This is a genomic window from Pseudanabaena sp. PCC 9330 (assembly GCF_055795045.1).
The window spans coordinates 69,143-87,042 of sequence record NZ_JAYFES010000100.1 but is presented as its reverse complement, the minus strand read 5'-3'; the positions used below and the strand labels follow the sequence as shown (position 1 = coordinate 87,042).

The window sequence follows — 17,900 nt, the reverse complement described above, 5'->3', positions numbered from 1 at the left end:
GCCCGATATTATGACCGCATCTGGTTCTCTAGAATCCAGTCCTTGCGCTGCCAACTACCGCCTTGGGAGGCCGCATAAAGATGTGTCAGGCAGTCAGATATGCTCGTTAACATGACGACTATAAAATATTTTTTTCAGAGCTGGAATGGAAGAGTATAAAAGACATTTTTCCGCGATATTTGGAACAGTAATTAGCTGAAGATTTTCATCTTCTATTTGACCTTCCAAAAGTTCGTCAACCACTTCAATGGACATTTGGCAGCCTATTGCAGCCAGAGACTCAACGAGACTAGTCCATTGCCATGGAGCCTTTTCGATGGCAACCTGAAAACCATTCATTGACTGTATCAAGTTGGACTTCTTACGGATATTGTTTAGACTATCCAAAGCCTTTTTTCTGATACTCAAAGAAGAATTTCTAAATCCTTTAAGAGCTTCAGAGATGAATCTGTGCTCAATTTGAAATTTGTGAAAATCATTTGCAAAAGAGTGTTCTTCATCAGCTCGTGAAAAAGAAGTTAGAACTGCATGAATTTCCAAATCTTCGCCAAACTCTGCAAGAGATTGAGCGACTCCACCACGAACATCATAATCTTCATCCTGGAGCATATCAATAAGCTTAGGCGCTAGTGTCTTATAATTTAGCTTTCTGACCGCTTGAGCGGCAGATAGCCTGACAAGCCAGTTCTCGTCATCTAAGGCTTCTTCTATAAGACTGGCAGGGGCGCTTTTTTCGGTATTTGCTAAAACATTTATAATTAAGGTGCGTAAGTCACTGCTAGATTCCTTTCTGAATGCCCTTTTGAGGTTTTCGATTGATTCAGCTTCGTGATTTTGAGATAGCTTTCGTATTGCATACTCACGTATTTCATGGTTGGAGTCATCCAAGGAGGAAATCAATATTTCTAAGTGTTCATCGTTTTCTTCGGGCCTAAATTCTTCTTGATGAAACAATTCTTTTAGCTTGGCATTCTGAGGTGTAGGGCTGGTGAGAACGATAGCCGTATTTTTAATTATTCTTGGAAGATCTGACTTCATTAATAAACCGACTAGGCTCCCGTGCCATTCTTTTCTCACTACATTTGCAAGATTGACTGCCAAGTAAAAATCCACTGAAAGCCCGAGTTCGATTATTTGTAATGCTTGAGCTTCTTTATATATCAATCCCAGCATCAAAGCAGTAGGCTGAGTCCACTTCAACAGGTTGAAGTAGTCTCGCTTGAATTTTTCCTCGTCTTTGAGTAAATCAGGCAGTAGATCCAGTAAGTGTTCTGCGGCGTAGTATTCCTGGATTAGTTGGTGGCGAAATTCGAGTTGGTCGGTGGTGCGGTTTTGCAGTAGGTGGTATTTGAGCAGATCGTCCAAGATGTCGCGGACGGGGAATTTCTCCTTGGCAAAGAGTTTGCTGAGTTCGCGTTCGGCTTCGGCGCGGTGAATCGCCACGCGAAAATCCACCGGGGTTTCGCCATCCATCATTAGCGCCGCCAGGGCTTTGAGGGCGTCTTTCCACAGGCGACGATCGCTCAGAGGCCGCACATCCCCCTTCAGCAGCGCCACCTCATGCTTGCGCACGCTGCTGTCTTCATACATAGTCGTAAACGCTCGAAACACCTCTGCTAGGTTGGTGGGCAGTTGTCGCTGGGGCGACTGCTGAAACACCTCGCACAGCATCCACAGCAGCAGCGGCGTTTGGCCAAACTCTCGCAGGCGGTCATTCAACTGTCTTAGCATCGTCTCCGCCTGGTCGGGTATATAGGCGCGAACGAACGCTTTCATCTGCGGCTCGGTCAGCGGCTGCATTTTCAGCTTCTTCTCAATCCCCAAGTCACCCCCTAGGCCTAGATCCCTCGTAGTGAAGATCATCGGCACCTTAGGGTGGTTCCGCCGAAAGGCTGAAAGCTGGGTTCTCGCGCTCTCCGAAGTCAGTTCATTCAAGCCATCGATCAGCAGCAAAAACTGCCCTTGGCCGAGCAGTGTGGACAAGGTGGAGCCATTCACCGTCAGCCCATGCCGTTGCAGAAATCCCTGAATTAGCCCCTCAATGGAAACATTCCAGTAACGCAGCTCTATCAGGACAGGAACTTGTCCCTTGCCCTGCTGCAATGCCTGTGTAGCTTCCTCTAATAGGAGACGAATCAATGCGGTAGACTTGCCTGAACCAGGGCGGCCCACCAGCAGCACGTGGTCGTCGGCATACTTGCGAATTCCCTCCAGAACCGGCAGCCTTTCGGTGTTCTTACGCTGCTCTTGGGATGGATCTACCTCTCGCTCTGAGGCTTCTTTCTCAACGGTCTGCACCATCAGGCCAAAGTCAAAAATTTGGGGCTGCTCTGGTGCGGGTTGCTCTGCTTTGCCAGTGGTATCCGTCAGCGTGTAGTGCGTCCACCATTTCTTGTAGGTCGTAGCGAGCGCCTGCAAGTAGGGGGCAAAATCAACCCCAGCCTCTGGCTTGGTCACCAGGTCATACCAGCGGAGATCGGTTTGGTGAAACTGCCGTTGTTGGTCTCGCAGCTGCGGAAACTGCTCCAAAATCACCCGACTGGGAATCGCACCGCCGCCCAGATCGATGCTGCGATCGCGCGTAAACTTGACCATCCCACAGATCCGGCCCGTCCTCCAGTTCAGCAGCGGCGCACCACTCAACCCCGGACGCACCTGGGCCAGCTTAAACACCAGCAACTCTGAGCCCTTCTCCATCGCCGAGCCCTCACACTCCCCCGTCATCGATGTCCCCTGAGGAAAACTATCGGGATAGCCGTAGGTATACAGGTCATCCTGGGGCTGAAACGCCTCACCCAAATAAACACAGGGCACCTCTACATCCGGCAGTGGCGAGCATTGCAACAGCGCCAAATCAACCTCAGTCCGCCGTTCCACCACCGTCGCCTCAGCAAAACTCCGCTGCTGCCAATTAATCAGAGCCCGAGCGTCACCCTCCAGCGCCTTGACCACATGGTCACAGGTCAAAACCAACCCCGGCGCAACAAAGAACCCCGTCCCCCAGCCGCCAGGGACCGTAATCTTGACCGTACAATCTTGCAGCAGTTCATCCAGCCGTTGGGGCATATCAACGCTCTATGCTCTTGAGAGCATTATCCGGCAGCTTCTCGCCCGACCTCTCTAGCTTGGGCCGAAGCTACCCTTCAGTTATATCTTCTCCCAGAAGACTCCTTTCCATCAAACGACGATTCTCGCCCTGGTCACCCAGGTTCAGCAAACGGTGGTGACTCCTCCGCATCCTCGGTCGGCCTAAAAAACGACCCCAACCCCTCAACTGCCAAAGCAACCACCTCCTCGATCGCATCAGGATTCAGCGCATCCCCGATCGCAGCAGCAGCAGCTTCAGTCTCAAACTCGCAGATTCTTCCTCCTACGCCATAGCCCGCCTCCGCTTCCAGCACGCTGATGTGGGTAATGGGAACTAGCTGATCAACCTCGCCCGGCTGAGAGATATTCAGGGCTAAGTGGCAGCCTTCGCGAAAGGTAACTTTCTCCAGTAAGTCCTGCACACGTTTAGGCGCACCCAAACGCCATGCCTCTAGTTCGCTGTTCTCGGCTGGATGTGCCCCCAGTAAATGCTCTTGCCCCAGAGCCTCCACAATTCTGTGGACAATGACCGGGGTCTGTAAGTGGGGCGCAACCCAATAGGTCTCCAGCTCTCGCCTGAGATCTGGCCAGGGTTTGAGCTGTCGTTGGCTCAGCCCCATATCAAAGTAGGCTGGGGCAATGCCGACAGTTTCTTGAATTTCCTGATTTTTGAACTGCAACTCCAGTACCGCTGCATCGGGTAATTCAGGATGGGAAGAAGGCAGGCTGATCAACCAGTCGCGATCGCGAAACAGGCGATCGTCCATTAGGTAGTCTTCGATTAGGGCGTTCCATAGTTCAACATCACTGTCTTGGGATGACTTCGGAATCCAGGGCAGAAAGTCGAGATAGGTTTTCTGGTCAATCGCTTCCTGCGCCCGAGCGCTGCACGATTGAATCAGGGCTTCAGACCGTTCTCCCGGCTCACTGGCTTCTTCATAAAGAATGCTCTCAACCATGTCTACCAACGACAAGCCATGGAGGCCATAGAAAAATAGAAGCACCTGCCGCCGCCAGAAGTCGCCCCATTTTGAGAAGCCAGGCTCTATAGACTCAAGCTCCTGGGTGGTTTCAATCTCCATGACAATGAGACCTTTCATACACTCAAACGGAATCGCCCCCGCTTCAGCAAGCAGAGCATTTTGCCCCCCCAGGGAAGACAGCGGATCCATAATTGCTATGGCCGATTCACAGACCGCCGCTAGCTTTGCTTCGCTAGGTAGGGCATCAAACTGCTCGGTGTTAACCTAAGCCGGGAGGTCACCCTCCCGACTCGGCTTCAGAACCGTGCGTGAGACTTTCGCCTCACACGGCTCCTCAACGTTAGGACTCGTGACATGAGCACTTCTACAAGAACCGTCCTGTGCAGTTTTATTGTCGTGGCAATGTCGGTGCAGTGCCTGAAGGTTGTTTATTCCATTCGTTCCTCCCAAACTGGAAGGTAGAATGTGGTCGAATTCAATCAGGTCTCCCGCCTTGAAAAACAGCCTACAATGGGCGCACCGTCCTCGTTGCCGAACTAGAATGCGAAATTCTCGGTTGGCATATTTTGGGGCTTTAGTGATGCGCCTAGACCAGTAAACCCAGTCGCCGTCATAAGGGCTTCGAGTCCCCTGAACCTTGACATGTCTCATCACCCGAATCATTGAGGGTCTGAGCAGAACATGGTCATGGGTATCTGCGAACCGAATGGAGCCTTCTACCCTACGCCAATATTTGTCATAAATCCAGGTCTTCCCTTTGTTTCGGTGCCGTCTGTTTGCCCAGCCCCAAAGCATATCAAAGATATCTTGGTTGAGCCGATGAAAGCATTTGGCACTGTTTTCGGTTCGGAAGTAGTAGCACCATCCTCGGATTAAGGAATTAAGCAAGTGGATTAGACTTGATTGTCTCCCTGAACGGTGATTAACCACCGCTTCTTTAAGACGTTGCTTGAACCGTTTAACCGATGTCTGACTGGGTTGGATTAGCGTTTTGTAGCCCAGTGGTTCCCCGTGAGGAGTTTTACCACTGCGTCTATTGGAAACCCGATACTGTCGAATGTTGAACCCCAAGAAGTCAAATCCTGGGGGACCTTCTTCAGTCTCTAAGGTATGCGTAATCCTCGTTTTACTGGGTTTTAGTCGAAGTCCGTATTGATTCAGCCATTGATCTGTTAGCTTATGAGCTTTCTCAATTTCCTCCTGCTTAACATGGAGGATGACCAGGTCATCGGCATAGCGAACAATGATAGGCGCATAAGGATTTTGTCGTTTGCCGTCTACATAACCCGTGGCTGGAAACGCCCGACGAATGGCAGTTTCTAGGCCATGTAGTGTGATATTGGCTAGCAACGGCGACATGACTCCGCCTTGTGGGGTACCAGATTCTGTTGGAAATAGTGTATTCCCATCTAGCACACCACTCTTGAGCCAGCCTTTAATCACCCTGCGGACAGTCGGCGAACAATCTAGCTTCTTCAGAAGTGCCACATGGTCAATCCTATCAAAGCATTTCTCGATGTCGGCATCGAGGACAAATTTACTTCGTTTATCGATAGCCTTACGAATCGCTGAGATAGCATCATGGGCCGAACGCCCTGGACGAAATCCGTATGAGTTTGGTTCGAATTTCGCTTCCCATGCGGGTTCTAGCGCTAATTTAACTAGGGCCTGCTTTGCCCGATCCTCCATCACTGGAATTCCTAAAGCGCGTCGCTCTTGGGTTCTTGGCTTTGGAATATAAATCCGGCGTACAGGTCTAGCCTTTCCTTGCAACGACAATCGGTTCACTAGAGCTAATCGGGCTTTTGGCGGAAGGGACTTCACACCATCAATCCCGGCGGTTCGTTTTCCCTGGTTATCTTGGGTCACTCGCCTCACGGCTAACAGTTTGGCTGAGTGGGACTTGATTAGTAACCGTTGAAGTCGTCGGACTGTTTTGACATCTCCTCGACTAGAAGCTTGATAGATTCGTTTTTGCAACTTGAATACTCGCTTTTCCACCTGTTTCCAGGGAACGGTATTCCATTCATACACTGGCTGAACCGTGCTCATGATGTGTTAATTGCTACTGGCAACTCTATCTTTCCTAACGTCGGGGTTACGTCTGCTTATCTCTAGGCTTTCCCCAGAGCCTTTGCTTCTTAACCCATCCTGCTCTGATGAGGCTTGCAGTTGGTTACCTACTCAAGCCTATCGACCTTAGATTGAGAGCCTCATCAGAGTTATCCCGTTCCTGGAGCTTGTTTGACGTTTCCTTAGGACCATGTTCGATACCGGGTTCGAGGTAGTGAGTCTGGATGCGACGCCTTCATCCAGCCCTATATGAACCATGCTTTTTAGCCCAGCCATTTAGCCTACGTAGGCTGTTATGCATCACGACATCTCATCACATGTTCGCTTTCGCTGTCCATAGAAACCAGCTTGGAGGGATTCCCAGTTAGGCTCTGAGTGACCTCCGTTACATCCCGCTTCACCAATTTGATAACCAATCGCCTCAGTGGGGATGTTGCTATCTGTACTCACCCTACAGGTTGGGGATTTCACCCAACGTCAAGCTCCAAGTTGTCAAGGTTCTAAACCTCGCCGTCCATCCCCCGTTTTCACGGTTTCGGACGAACGGGTCACACGACATCGATACACTCAAACGGATCGTCAACGTCGAGGTCGCGCAGCTCGTCGAATTTCTCAAAGAAGGCTGCCACAAAGTTGGCGTACATCCACCGTTCGATTTCGTTGGCATAGGGTTGCCCGTGTTTGACTGGCCACATGTTGAATTCCCCCTTGGGAAGTTGATTACAGCACGTCAATGATGCGAACGTGGTGAGAGCGAGTCCTAAAATCTTTGTGCCTCACGGCACTTCTCCAGCGCGACTCGGAGATACTCCCTGGAGCACCAACAGCGACTCCATCACCCGTTTAACCAGAGGAGCTGCTACCGTCGAGCCGTAGGCGTTCTCGCCAGTGGGCTCATCAATGACCGCTAACACCACATAGCGGGGGGCTTCCACGGGCGCAATGCCTACGAAGCTAGTGATGCGGGCAGAACTGTACCCGGTTGAGTCGTTAACTTTTTGGGCTGTACCCGTTTTGCCAGCAACCCGGTAGCCCTCAATTTGGGCGGGTTTACCGGTTCCCTCAGAAACCACTGCTTCCATCATGGCAAGCACCTGCTGGGTAGTTTGTGGGGAGAAGACGGCTTTAGGATCGGCATGTTCGGTCTGCCACAGATAGGTACCGTCTTCTGCCACCATACCCTCGACAATGTGGGGGGTTACCAGGTTCCCACCATTGGCTAAGGTGGCCAGCAGTTGCAGCATTTTTACCGGTGTCAGCGCAAACCCCTGACCAAACGAGGTGGTAGCCGTTTCGACCTGACTGTTGATGAATTTGTCTCGGGGTTTCATTTGCCCCGAGGCTTCCGACGGCAAGTCAATCTCTGTAGGCTGCCCTAGGGTCAGGCGTTCTAGCCAGCTAAAGTAGTTGGAAGCTGCCATTTTTTGCATGATCTGCACCATGCCTACATTGCTGGAATATTTGAGGATATCGGTAATTGAAATGGGGCCTCGGGCACCGACCTCGCTGTAGTCGCTATTTTTGATCAACCATTTACCAAACTGTATGCGCCCGCTGTCGTTGATGACGTCATCAGGGGAAATTACTTGATCTTCTAGGGCGATCGCAACATTGATCGGTTTAAAGGTCGAGCCAGGTTCGTAGGTGTCGCTCACTGGCCAAGTACGAAAGGCGCTGATGTCGGCTTCGTAGTAGCGATTGGGGTCATAGGTGGGCACGCTGGCCAGGGTTAAGATTTCTCCAGTCGGGGCGTCCATCACCATTACGGTGCCTCGCTGGGCGTCATAGGCCTGCACCACAGCCTCTAGTTCTTGCTGGGCAATGCGCTGTAGGCGGCTGTCAAGCGTCAAGCGCAGGCTTGCGTTTGGGGATGACCCACTCGCTAACGACGGAACCGATGAATCGACCGATTGGGGCGTGGCGATCGCGAGTTGTTCGGCGTAGGCCATCTCTAATCCGGCCTGGGGTTTTCCATCGAGATTGATGAACCCCACAATCGGGGCAAAGAGTTCCTGCTGGGGGTAAAACCGCTCTTGCTGAGGCACCAACTCTAGGCCATCGAGGCGTAACGCTCGAATGCGATCGCCCACCGCCTCTGACAGTTGACCCGGAAACCGAATACCGGTGGGTTGCTGGTTAAGTAAAGTCAGAAGTTCGTTCTGGGGCATAGCCACCACGGGGGACAATGCCTCGGTTACCTCGGCAACAGACTGATTAAAGAGCTTGGGATGCATGTAGAGGGTGTAAGCAACCCGATCGGTGGCCAGCACGCCACCGAAACGATCGACAATTGGATAACGAGCTTGACGAATCAGTGTCGGTAGCGATCGCTGCTGTTCGGCTAGAGCACTCAAGGTCTCCCCTTGCAGAAGCTGTAAGTAGACCAGCCGCCCACCGATCCCGACTAAGGCCAGCACCAACAGCAGCCAGACGATAACGATGCGCCGCCACGCCACCACCTGCATTTTGACGGCCAACAGTTGACGTTGCTGAGCTAGTCTCTGGTTGCGCCGAGCAGAAGCACGAGTAGGGGTGGCCATCGCTGCAAAAGGGAGAAAGGGCTTTTGGACATGACAGATGCTGTAGCCAGGGCACTAGCTGGCGTTTGGCTGGGCCGGGCGGAAGGGATAGTCAGCGGGAGCCGCTGCGCCACTGGCTTCACCAGGGGTACCTGTTCCCAATGCCTGCAAGGGGTTGTTGATAACGTTAAGCAGGTCAGCAATGCCGTCATCCAAGATATCTCTGGCATCTGCTGCTACCCAGCCCTGACTAGTTAGCTGGCGGATTTCAAAATGCAGGTTTGGGCCGGTCGCCGTGCCGGTGCTGCCCACCAGACCAATCACCTCCCCCTGCTCAACCCATTCCCCAGCCTGCACGGCCAGCTTGGACAAATGGGCATAGCGAGACTCCAAATCCCCATCATCGTGGCGCAGAATTACCGTTAGGCCATAGCCGCCAAGGTAATCGGCCACCGCAACCTTGCCTGAACGGGTGGCTAAAACCGGGGTGCCAGCAGGAGACCCCAAGTCAGTGCCAGCATGAAACCGCCAGTTTTGATGGACGGGATGCATCCGCCAGCCGAACAGCGAGGTGATTGGGGCTGGAATAGACAGGGGGAAAACATATTCCTCATTGCCGCGCCGGAGGATGTTTAAGGGCCGCAGCTTTTCATTTAACTGGGCTCGGCTAACGATGGTGGTATCGCCCAAGCTAACACCGCGCGAGCTGATAGTAACAGGCCCCACTTGAATGCCATCGCCACTATCCGCAGGTGAATTGGTAGAGTCGGGGTCGGTTGCTTGACAGGAAGACTGGGGAGGGGTTTGCGACCCTGCTATGGTGATTTGACAGCCCGTTACTCGTTCTGCAAACACGAGATTAGGAGAAGCCCCTGGAGCCGCTGTCGCCCCAAGGCTGTAGTCAGTTGGGTCAATAAAGACGCTGTTGTACCCAGCTGGAACAGAGGCACTAGCAGGCAGTTGCCTGGGTACAGCCGGTTCGGAGGTCTGAGCAGGTGCGCTAACGCTCGTACTAGGTAACACGTCTACCGAACCCTGTATTGAAGCAGGAGCAGGAGCTTGGGGTACACTTTCGACTCCGGACGGACTAGCTTCTGCCGGGAGCAACGCCTCTGCTGAAATAGGGGTTGATGGGTCTATGTCAGTTGTGGCCAGGGCTGGTACAACCGCCAACCCGCTGCCCAACCCACCCACAAGCAGGACGACACGCCCTAGCTCTATCAGCCGCCTAGAGTAGCTGTACCCCAAGAACGGGTTGAATTCTCTTTTGCTACTGTCAGTCGCCATAGTTCAACGTTCCGTAGTGCATCAATGTGGTTATAGGCGGAGTTTGTGGAAAGGGCAGTCTGTTTAGCTTGGGCAGACTACGACGATTGGAGTTTTTGCAGCAGCTGATCAACAATCTGGGCGTCTTCACTGTTTTGTTGCTCCAGAAGTAACGTCTTGGCCCTTTGCAGCGCCTCGATCGCCTCTGCTCGGCGGCCCCGCGCCTCTAGGGCAACGCCTAGATGGTAGTAACCAGGGGCGTGATCGGGGGCCAGTTCGAGTACCTCGCGATGGGCAACGATGGTCATCAGTACCTCTTGCTGCTCGAAGTAGAGATCGGCGATCGCATCGTGGGCAATCACTGAGTCGGGCTGAAGCCGAACCGCCTGCTGATAGCTTTCTAGGGCGGCATCTAGATTTCCCTGTTGCCAGAGCAGGTAGCCAATCTGCATGCGAATGTCGGCGTTGCGAGGCTCCTCTGCCGCTGCCGTTCTAAACGCGGTGAGCGCCGAGGCCATATCCCCTGCTTTGAGGTGGGCAATGGCCAGGTTCATTTGAATTTGGCTGGCCTGGGGGGCCAGAGCAGCGGCCCGTTCTAAGGCTGCGATCGCCGCATCGGTACTGCCCTGCTGGAGCAAAATCAGGCCGATAGATTCGGCGGCTTGTAGGTTGTTGGGGTCTTGCTGCAAAAGCTTGGTGTAGATCGCCAGAGCCTCTTCAAAGGCTGCGGTTTGAAACAGCGCCGCGCCTAGCCCCAGTTGAGCCGCCTGGTGATCGGGCTGCAATCGCAGAATTTGCCGGTAGGCGTTGCCCGCCGCTTCATACTCCCCCAGGTTGCTGTGGGCATGGGCCAAACCAAAGTAAACAGCCAGATTGTTAGGCTCTAGCCCAATAGCGGTTTGAAAAGCTGCGATCGCAGCTTGAAAATTGCCCTGGCGAGCCTGGAGGTAGCCAATGGCCGAGAAGATTTTGGCGTTGTCCGCAGCTAGACCAGCCGCGTGCTGGTAGCGAGAGAGCGCCTCAGCCAGATCACCGGCTTCAACTAGCTCTGCCCCCGACTCTAGCAAGTCGATCAGTTCATCGCGTTGGGCCTGCTCGCTCAACGCCTGGCCAGGGCTGTGGGCACCCGCCGGAGTGGCCACTGTCAACAGCCCTCCCATCGCCACACCCGCCAGGCCCAATAGTTTACCTGTACCTCTCAAGGGATTCTCCTCGCGCTAAATTGCATTTTGAAATGTGGTGGGGCCGGTATAGCCCGAGAGCTGGGCAAGTTCCTCCAGGGTTTGCGTCCCCGACAGGCGTTCACCATTGATTTCCCAGGTGGGATAGCCGGTGATGCCAGCTTCCTGGCACTCGGGGGTTTGCTCTTGCCCCTCGGGGGTGGCGCACTCTACGTAGGGCATAACCTGGCTGGCTTCCTGGCCAAACAGCTGCTTTTGGTCGTGGCAGTGGGGGCACCACCAGGCTCCGTAGAAAATAGCGCCAGTATCTTTCAAATGCTGGGCTAAAGCCATTTCAGCCGGGCCAGATTGGGTGGTGATGGCAGGCCCCAGCTGATCGCCCGAGCCCTCGGCAACTGGGCTGTTGACATTGGCATAGACGCCCAGGGTGCCCACCACCACCAGAAATGCTGTAATGCTGCCAATAAAGAAGGGCTGAGATAGATCAGACCAATTTTGGCCGATGAGGGCAAGCAAAAACAGGCTGGTGGAGAGGAGAGCTGAGCCGATGCAATAAAGACAGGCCGCCTGGATTTCTGCGGTGAGCAGATACATGAGGTAGCCGCTAAAGACCATCATGGCGGTGCCGCCGATCAGCAGCAGGGGTTGGGTCAATCGGGTGAGTTTATCTCTGAGGTCTTTTTGCTCAGCCCCATTAACCAGCAGCGGGGCGATTGCCATCACCGCCATGCCCACGTAGGCCAGAAACCCAAACAGGGCCAGCGGCTGGCCAAACACAGTGGCATAGGGGCTAGAGAGCACGATGTCGCAGCCCTTAGTAGGACAGGCTGTAGAGCTACCCGTGAGCTTGTTGATCGTTAAGTAAGCGGTGACGACAGCGCCAACCGCCGCTAACCCCGCCATCAGAGGGCGGGCATAGCGATGAATCCAGGGAGTTGATTGTTTACGCGGCATCTTCCTACATATCAATAAACAGCGTTAAAAAACCCAGAACTATGAGAATCAGGCCTGTTAGGGCATGTCCACTGAGATTCCAGGTAGAGATAGCGGCAGAGAAAGGCTTGGCGCTCTGCCAGCTCCAGTTCACAACCAACACCATGCCCAGTACCGTAACAACGGGGTATACCCCAGAGACCAGGGCAATGCCAAGCCATCCCAGCGCTCCTGCGGATAAGTAAAATGCACCAATTTCCAAGCACGGTGAGAAAAACATAGTGCTGGCAAGAGCCATGACCGTCGTGGCTTTACTACGACCGGAGCGGCTAACAGGGGCCACAGCGTGGTGAGATTTGCTCTGGGAGGAGCCGGAAGAAATGCTCTGGCGCAACGGTTTACTTAGGTAAGCCAAGCCCAGTCCAATAAGCACAGCCGGAGCGGCTAAATGCGTCACGATCCCGTAGTTGTAAGCGAACTGGTAGCCCAATAGCCCTACAGCTACCCCAATCAAGAGGGTACTGACAGTGTGGGCAAATCCTGCTAAGGCCGTGACCCACAGGGTTTCTTGCCGCGACCATCCTTCGGCCTTGCCCACCGTCACTAACGGCAGCCAGTGCCCCGGAATTAAGGCATGAATCAGGCTAAGGGCTAAGGTGCCCAGCGCAATTTGAAGGGAGGCAGACATGACTAGAGATGGGTCGCGGTCAGAATATGAACTAGGGTGACATCCTATGACGAATTGCTCGGATAAGGGTTTTGCCCTCACCTGAGAGCTAGGATCAGAGTATAAATACTCAGCACATAAGGAGGACGCCATGACAAGGACTTCTAGGAATTCAATGGTTAGTGCAGTTGTAGCCGCTGCGATCGCACTTTCTATACCAGCTGTTGCCTGGGGGCAGGTTAATCCTGCTGCGGTTAACCACTCAGACATTGCTGATACGGTGATGATCAACCATCACGGCGGCCACCACCACGGTGGGTGCTGGTAACGGGGTAAAGCTACAATTCTCCGGAGAATGATCATCGCAACCCGTTATTGAGGGTTCCGAATAATTCGACCCGCATTTAAGATAGCGAGCAGAGCCACGCCCACATCGGCAAACACGGCTTCCCAAAGGGTTGCGATGCCCAACGTGCCCAGCACAATGAAGACAGCCTTGGCCACCATGGCAAAAATGATGTTTTGCCAGACCACCCGCCGGGTTTTGTGGGCAATTTGAATGGCTTCGGCCACCTTTGAGGGTGCATCGGTCATAATCACCACGTCAGCGGTTTCGATCGCCGCATCAGAGCCCAGCCCGCCCATGGCGATGCCCACATCGGCCCGAGCAATGACTGGGGCATCGTTAATGCCGTCACCGACAAAAGCGACTTTGCCTTTGATTTGCTTGGCTTGATGGAGAAATGCCTCCAATGCATCGACTTTATCTTCGGGCAGCAGCTCAGCTCGATACTGATCGAGGCCGAGCTTTTTGGCGATGCTGTCGGCTACCGACTGACTATCGCCAGTTAGCATCGCAGTCTGAATACCCTGGGCATGAAGCGCCCGAATGGCCTCAGCTGCATCCTCTTTTAGCTCATCGGCAATGATGATGCGTCCGCTGTATTCGCCATCCACGGCCAAGTGGGCCACGGTGCCATCTACTACACAGACATCGTGGGGTATGGCTTCGCGGTGCAGCAGCCGATCATTGCCCGCCAACACAGCGCGACCATTCACCGTGGCGCGAATGCCGTGACCGGCAATTTCTTCGTAGTCTTGCAAACCAGAGGTATCGATGGTCTGCCCGTAGGCTTGACGAATCGACTGCGCCACCGGATGGTTGGACTGCGACTCGACCTGGGCCGCTAACTCCAGCAGTTGGTGCTTCTTCAGGCCGTTGTGAGTCACCACATTCGTCACGCGAAAGTTGCCCTGGGTAAGGGTGCCGGTTTTGTCGAATACAACCGTTTTTACCTGGGCCAGGGTGTCTAAATAGGTGGAGCCTTTGACCAAAATACCGCGTTTGGCGGCACCGCCCACCCCACCAAAGTAGCCGAGGGGGATGCTGATTACTAACCCGCAGGGGCAGGAGATCACCAGCAGCACTAGGGCGCGATAGGTCCACTGGGCCTGGGTTGCCCCCTCAATGAACAAGGGCGGCAAAATCGCCACCGCCAGGGACAAAAACACCACCACCGGGGTGTAGTACCGGGCAAAGCGGGTGATGAATTTCTCGGTGTCGGCTTTTTTGCTGCTGGCGTTTTCGACCAGTTCCAAAATTCTGGCGATCGACGACTCGCCAAAGGGTTTAGTCACCCGTACCGTCAACAGCCCCGACTGGTTGATCATCCCGGCCAGCACAGTTTCACCGGGGGCAACGGTGCGGGGCACCGATTCGCCCGTTAAGGCAGAGGTATCAACCAGGGATTTGCCCTCTAGAATGTCGCCATCTAGGGGCACCTTTTCGCCGGGGCGCACCACAATCACATCTCCAACCCGCACGGTCTCGGGGGCAACGGCACGAATGTCGCCGTTGACGCTGAGGTTAGCGGTGTCGGGCCGTACCTCTAGCAGAGCCTTAATCGAGCGGCGCGATCGCCCCACTGAGTAGCCCTGAAACAGTTCTCCCACCTGAAAGAACAGCATTACCGCCACGGCTTCGGGAATTTCGTGGATGGCGATCGCCCCCAGAGTTGCGATCGTCATCAGAAAGTTTTCGTCAAAGATGCGCCCCCGCAAAATGTTGCGCCCTGCCGTGGTCAACACAGTCCAGCCGCTGATTAGGTAAGCCGGAATCAGCACCGCGTACTCGGCAATGGCGAAGGGGGTGTTGTGCAGCGCCTCGTTGAAAATCAGGCCGATGAGGAAGAGAATGGCGGCGATCGCGATCGGCGTCAACTCTTGGCGCAGGTTGAAATCTGCCGAGTCATGACTATGGCCATGATCAGACCCACAGCAGTCATCATGGTCGCTCACCTGAGCTTCAGAAGACGGTTTAGTCTGCGGCTCATGACCATTGCAACAAGCATGAGAATGAGAATCTGCCATAGGAGTACCTGGCGAGGACTACTTACTGAACATCTGAAGCTTCATTCAGATGATACACGATAGAACCTCTCATGCTTAATTCTTTTGCAGCAGTCGAAGGAGCTGAGGCAGCGACTCAACTTGATGCATAATTGGGCGGTGAATAGGCCGTCGACTGCACCTGTGCAGAGGAGATATGTCGTGACAGCACCGAGAAAACTAAGCCATTCTTGGCATCGCCTCAGGTTTTTACGGATAGTGTTTTGCCTAGGGCTGGGGCTCTTTCTCACCCTGCACTGGCCTGGTTCAACAGCTCCTGCCCTTGCCCAAGACACGGTTGCGTTTTGGCGGCAGGCATCCTTCCCCGTCGAAAATTTTCAGGCTTACACCTCCGCATTTGGCTATAGAAATTCTCCCACTGGCGGCGGGGGATCTCAGTTTCACTACGGGCTAGACCTGGCCGCACCCCAGGGCAGTTTTGTGCGCAACTGGTGGAACGGCAAGGTGATCGAGGTGTCAGACCACACCACCTGTGGCACCTCTGCCGTCATTCGGTCGGGCCAGTGGGAGCACCGCTACTGTCACATGAGCGGTCGGGTCGAAGTCTCAAACGGCAAGCGCTATTTGGTTGATCCAGACGGGGGCATTCGCTATGAGCAGGGGCAAGACTTGTCTACTGGGGCACGACTGGGCCGCGTCGGCATGACGGGGCGCACCACTGGCCCTCACCTCCACTGGATGCTGAAATACGACGGCAATTGGGTTGACCCTGGGTTGGTGCTAAGGGCCATGTATGACGCTCAGCGTACGGGTTAAACTGGCACCTTTGGCATGATTCAACTGCATAAGCTAGTTCGCTATCCTGCCCCAGTGAGGATTTTCTGCTTTCTGCTCTTGCTAGCGCTGGTTTGGGTGCCCATTGCTCTGCCTCTCTACGCGTGGTTGGGCACCGATGGCTCCCTTAGCGTTATTCCCTTAGTTTTGCTCTACGTCTTGTTTATGGTTTGGCTGGTGCCGTGGGGTCGCCGCGTGCATGGGCAAGCTCAACCGCTGCGCGCCCACGGGCTGGGGGTATCGGCCCGCTATGGGCGAGAGCTGGCAATTGGGGTGGTCGTAGGTCTGGTGAGCTTGGGGCTGCTGTTTACCCTGGAGGGCTGGTTGGGTTGGCTGACCTGGCAACCGGCACCGCCCACCCTAGGGCGAATTGCTCTGGAGGGGATGCTGGTGGGCCTGGGTGTTGGTCTGGCCGAAGAACTGCTCTTTCGCGGCTGGCTGTTGGATGAACTACGCTACGACTGGGGCTTTACCCCGGCACTGTGGGCCAGCGGCACGATCTACGCGGCGCTGCACTTTATCAAACCCTGGGAGGCGATTGTGAAGGAGCTGCCCAGCTTTCCGGGCCTGCTGCTGCTGGGGCTGACTCTGGGCTGGGCACGTCAGCGCACTGCCGGACGCCTAGGGTTGGCCATTGGGCTACATGGGGGGCTGGTAGCGGGCTATTACCTGATCGATGTGGGCGATTTGGCGATCTACACCGGGCGAGTACCGGAATGGGTGACGGGTCTGAACCAAAACCCGCTAGCCGGAGCAATGGGAGTCCTGTTTCTTGCTCTGATTAGCGCTGGTATTCGATACATCCCAGGTGCTTCCCCATGGCGAGATATGAGCTAGTTATAGTTAGAAGCTGGTTAACAAAGTCCTGCGATTGGCTAGCAAAAGCTAATATTTTGTACTAGAAAGTTGCTAGTCGAGCATGTACGGCAGCACCGACACTCTACGAGCGTTTAACTGCTGTAGTCTTACGCAGTATGGCTTGGTCTTTCTGCTGCATTCAAGCTTTACCATGGGAAACCGCTCGGCTCGGTTTTACACGCTGCTCTCCATCGGGGCCGCTGTTTTAACAATTTTGCTGAAAGCAACGGCCTACCTGTTAACGGGTTCGGTGGGGCTACTGTCTGATGCTGCTGAATCGGTGGTGAACCTGGTGGCTGCGATCGTCGCGACCTGGGCCGTGACGTTTGCGGCTAAACCGCCCGATGACGAGCATGCCTTTGGGCATTTCAAGGCGGAATATTTTTCTAGCGGCGTCGAGAGTGTGTTGATTTTGGTGGCGGCGGGCAGCATTGCCTTTGCTGCCTGGGGTCGTCTGTTTGACCCGCAACCCCTAGAGCAGGTGGGCATTGCGTTAGCCCTATCGCTGGCGGCAACGGTGATCAATGGGGCACTGGCTATCGTTATGCTGCGGGCCAGTCGGCGGCTGCGTTCCATTACCCTGCGGGCAGATGCACACCATCTACTGACCGATGTCTGGACATCGGTAGGGGTCGTGGTGGGGGTAATTCTGATTCCCATTACGGGTTGGCTAATTCTTGACCCGATTATTGCCTTGGTTGTTGCGGCAAATATTGTTTGGGCAGGGTTAAGATTGCTGCGCGAAACGGGAATGGGCCTTTTAGATACGGCCTTACCGGCTGAGGAGCGTCAAATTGTTGCCGATACGTTGCAGCCTTTTGAGGCTCAGGGAATTCAATTTCACGCTTTAAGAACTCGGGTGGCTGGTGCCCGGCGGTTTGTCTCGCTACATGTGTTGGTGCCAGACAACTGGACAGTCAAGCAGGGGCATGACCTCTGTGAAGCAATTGAGCTAGCGATCGCCCGATCACTACCCGGCACGTTTGTGTTTACCCATTTAGAACCTTTAGAAGACCCAGTTTCGTGGGCAGACCAGTCCCTGGAACGTTAACCACTTGAGGTTTGACCGACCTCGCTAGCCTGCCTAAAACTGTTTTCATCACCCCTCTTCCGCATTCAAACAACTATGGAAGAGGACTTTTAACTTTTA

General features: G+C 54.1%; 13 protein-coding genes. 3 read left to right on the top strand and 10 right to left on the bottom strand.

The genetic code is table 11. The features are described 5' to 3' along the window. Positions 1-93 precede the first annotated feature (93 nt). From AC0QKW_RS11475 to AC0QKW_RS11430, 10 genes are all read right to left on the bottom strand, one after another. Positions 94-3,066: a HEAT repeat domain-containing protein gene (locus AC0QKW_RS11475; RefSeq protein WP_473151210.1), complete on the bottom strand. Its 2,973-nt coding sequence runs from the start codon at positions 3,064-3,066 to the stop codon at positions 94-96. Positions 3,067-3,200: 134 nt separating this feature from the next. Further along, a complete protein-coding gene (locus AC0QKW_RS11470; RefSeq protein ID WP_473151209.1) occupies positions 3,201-4,259 on the bottom strand; it encodes a hypothetical protein in 1,059 nt (352 codons plus the stop codon). A gap of 75 nt (positions 4,260-4,334) precedes the next feature. Further along, positions 4,335-6,122 (bottom strand): group II intron reverse transcriptase/maturase, encoded by a 1,788-nt coding sequence (gene ltrA, locus AC0QKW_RS11465; RefSeq protein ID WP_473151208.1) that lies wholly within the window; start codon positions 6,120-6,122, stop codon positions 4,335-4,337. 569 nt (positions 6,123-6,691) lie between these two features. Continuing rightward, complete coding sequence (locus tag AC0QKW_RS11460; protein WP_473151207.1) at positions 6,692-6,838, bottom strand: hypothetical protein; 147 nt, start codon at positions 6,836-6,838, stop codon at positions 6,692-6,694. Positions 6,839-6,919: 81 nt separating this feature from the next. After that, on the bottom strand, positions 6,920-8,683 hold the full coding sequence (locus tag AC0QKW_RS11455; protein WP_473151206.1) for a peptidoglycan D,D-transpeptidase FtsI family protein: 1,764 nt from the start codon (positions 8,681-8,683) through the stop codon (positions 6,920-6,922). Positions 8,684-8,737: 54 nt separating this feature from the next. Continuing rightward, positions 8,738-9,352: a M23 family metallopeptidase gene (locus AC0QKW_RS11450; protein ID WP_473151205.1), complete on the bottom strand. Its 615-nt coding sequence runs from the start codon at positions 9,350-9,352 to the stop codon at positions 8,738-8,740. Between the two features lie 674 nt (positions 9,353-10,026). Further along, positions 10,027-11,130 carry a tetratricopeptide repeat protein gene (locus tag AC0QKW_RS11445; RefSeq protein ID WP_473151204.1) on the bottom strand — a complete coding sequence of 368 codons (1,104 nt, stop codon included), beginning with the start codon at positions 11,128-11,130 and terminating at the stop codon, positions 10,027-10,029. Positions 11,131-11,145: 15 nt separating this feature from the next. Then, a complete protein-coding gene (locus AC0QKW_RS11440) occupies positions 11,146-12,063 on the bottom strand; it encodes a vitamin K epoxide reductase family protein (protein ID WP_473151203.1) in 918 nt (305 codons plus the stop codon). Between the two features lie 4 nt (positions 12,064-12,067). Continuing rightward, a complete protein-coding gene (locus AC0QKW_RS11435; protein WP_473151202.1) occupies positions 12,068-12,730 on the bottom strand; it encodes a hypothetical protein in 663 nt (220 codons plus the stop codon). 351 nt (positions 12,731-13,081) lie between these two features. Further along, positions 13,082-15,079: a heavy metal translocating P-type ATPase gene (locus tag AC0QKW_RS11430; RefSeq protein WP_473151201.1), complete on the bottom strand. Its 1,998-nt coding sequence runs from the start codon at positions 15,077-15,079 to the stop codon at positions 13,082-13,084. Positions 15,080-15,316: 237 nt separating this feature from the next. On the opposite strand from AC0QKW_RS11430, the gene AC0QKW_RS11425 reads away from it, so the two are divergent. The 3 genes from AC0QKW_RS11425 (at position 15,317) to AC0QKW_RS11415 (ending at position 17,801) form a co-directional block, all read left to right on the top strand. Further along, complete coding sequence (locus AC0QKW_RS11425) at positions 15,317-15,874, top strand: M23 family metallopeptidase (RefSeq protein ID WP_473151200.1); 558 nt, start codon at positions 15,317-15,319, stop codon at positions 15,872-15,874. Between the two features lie 15 nt (positions 15,875-15,889). Continuing rightward, on the top strand, positions 15,890-16,729 hold the full coding sequence (locus AC0QKW_RS11420) for a lysostaphin resistance A-like protein (RefSeq protein WP_473151199.1): 840 nt from the start codon (positions 15,890-15,892) through the stop codon (positions 16,727-16,729). Positions 16,730-16,901: 172 nt separating this feature from the next. Next, positions 16,902-17,801, top strand: coding sequence for a cation diffusion facilitator family transporter (locus AC0QKW_RS11415; RefSeq protein ID WP_473151198.1), 900 nt, complete (start codon positions 16,902-16,904; stop codon positions 17,799-17,801). Positions 17,802-17,900 lie beyond the last annotated feature (99 nt).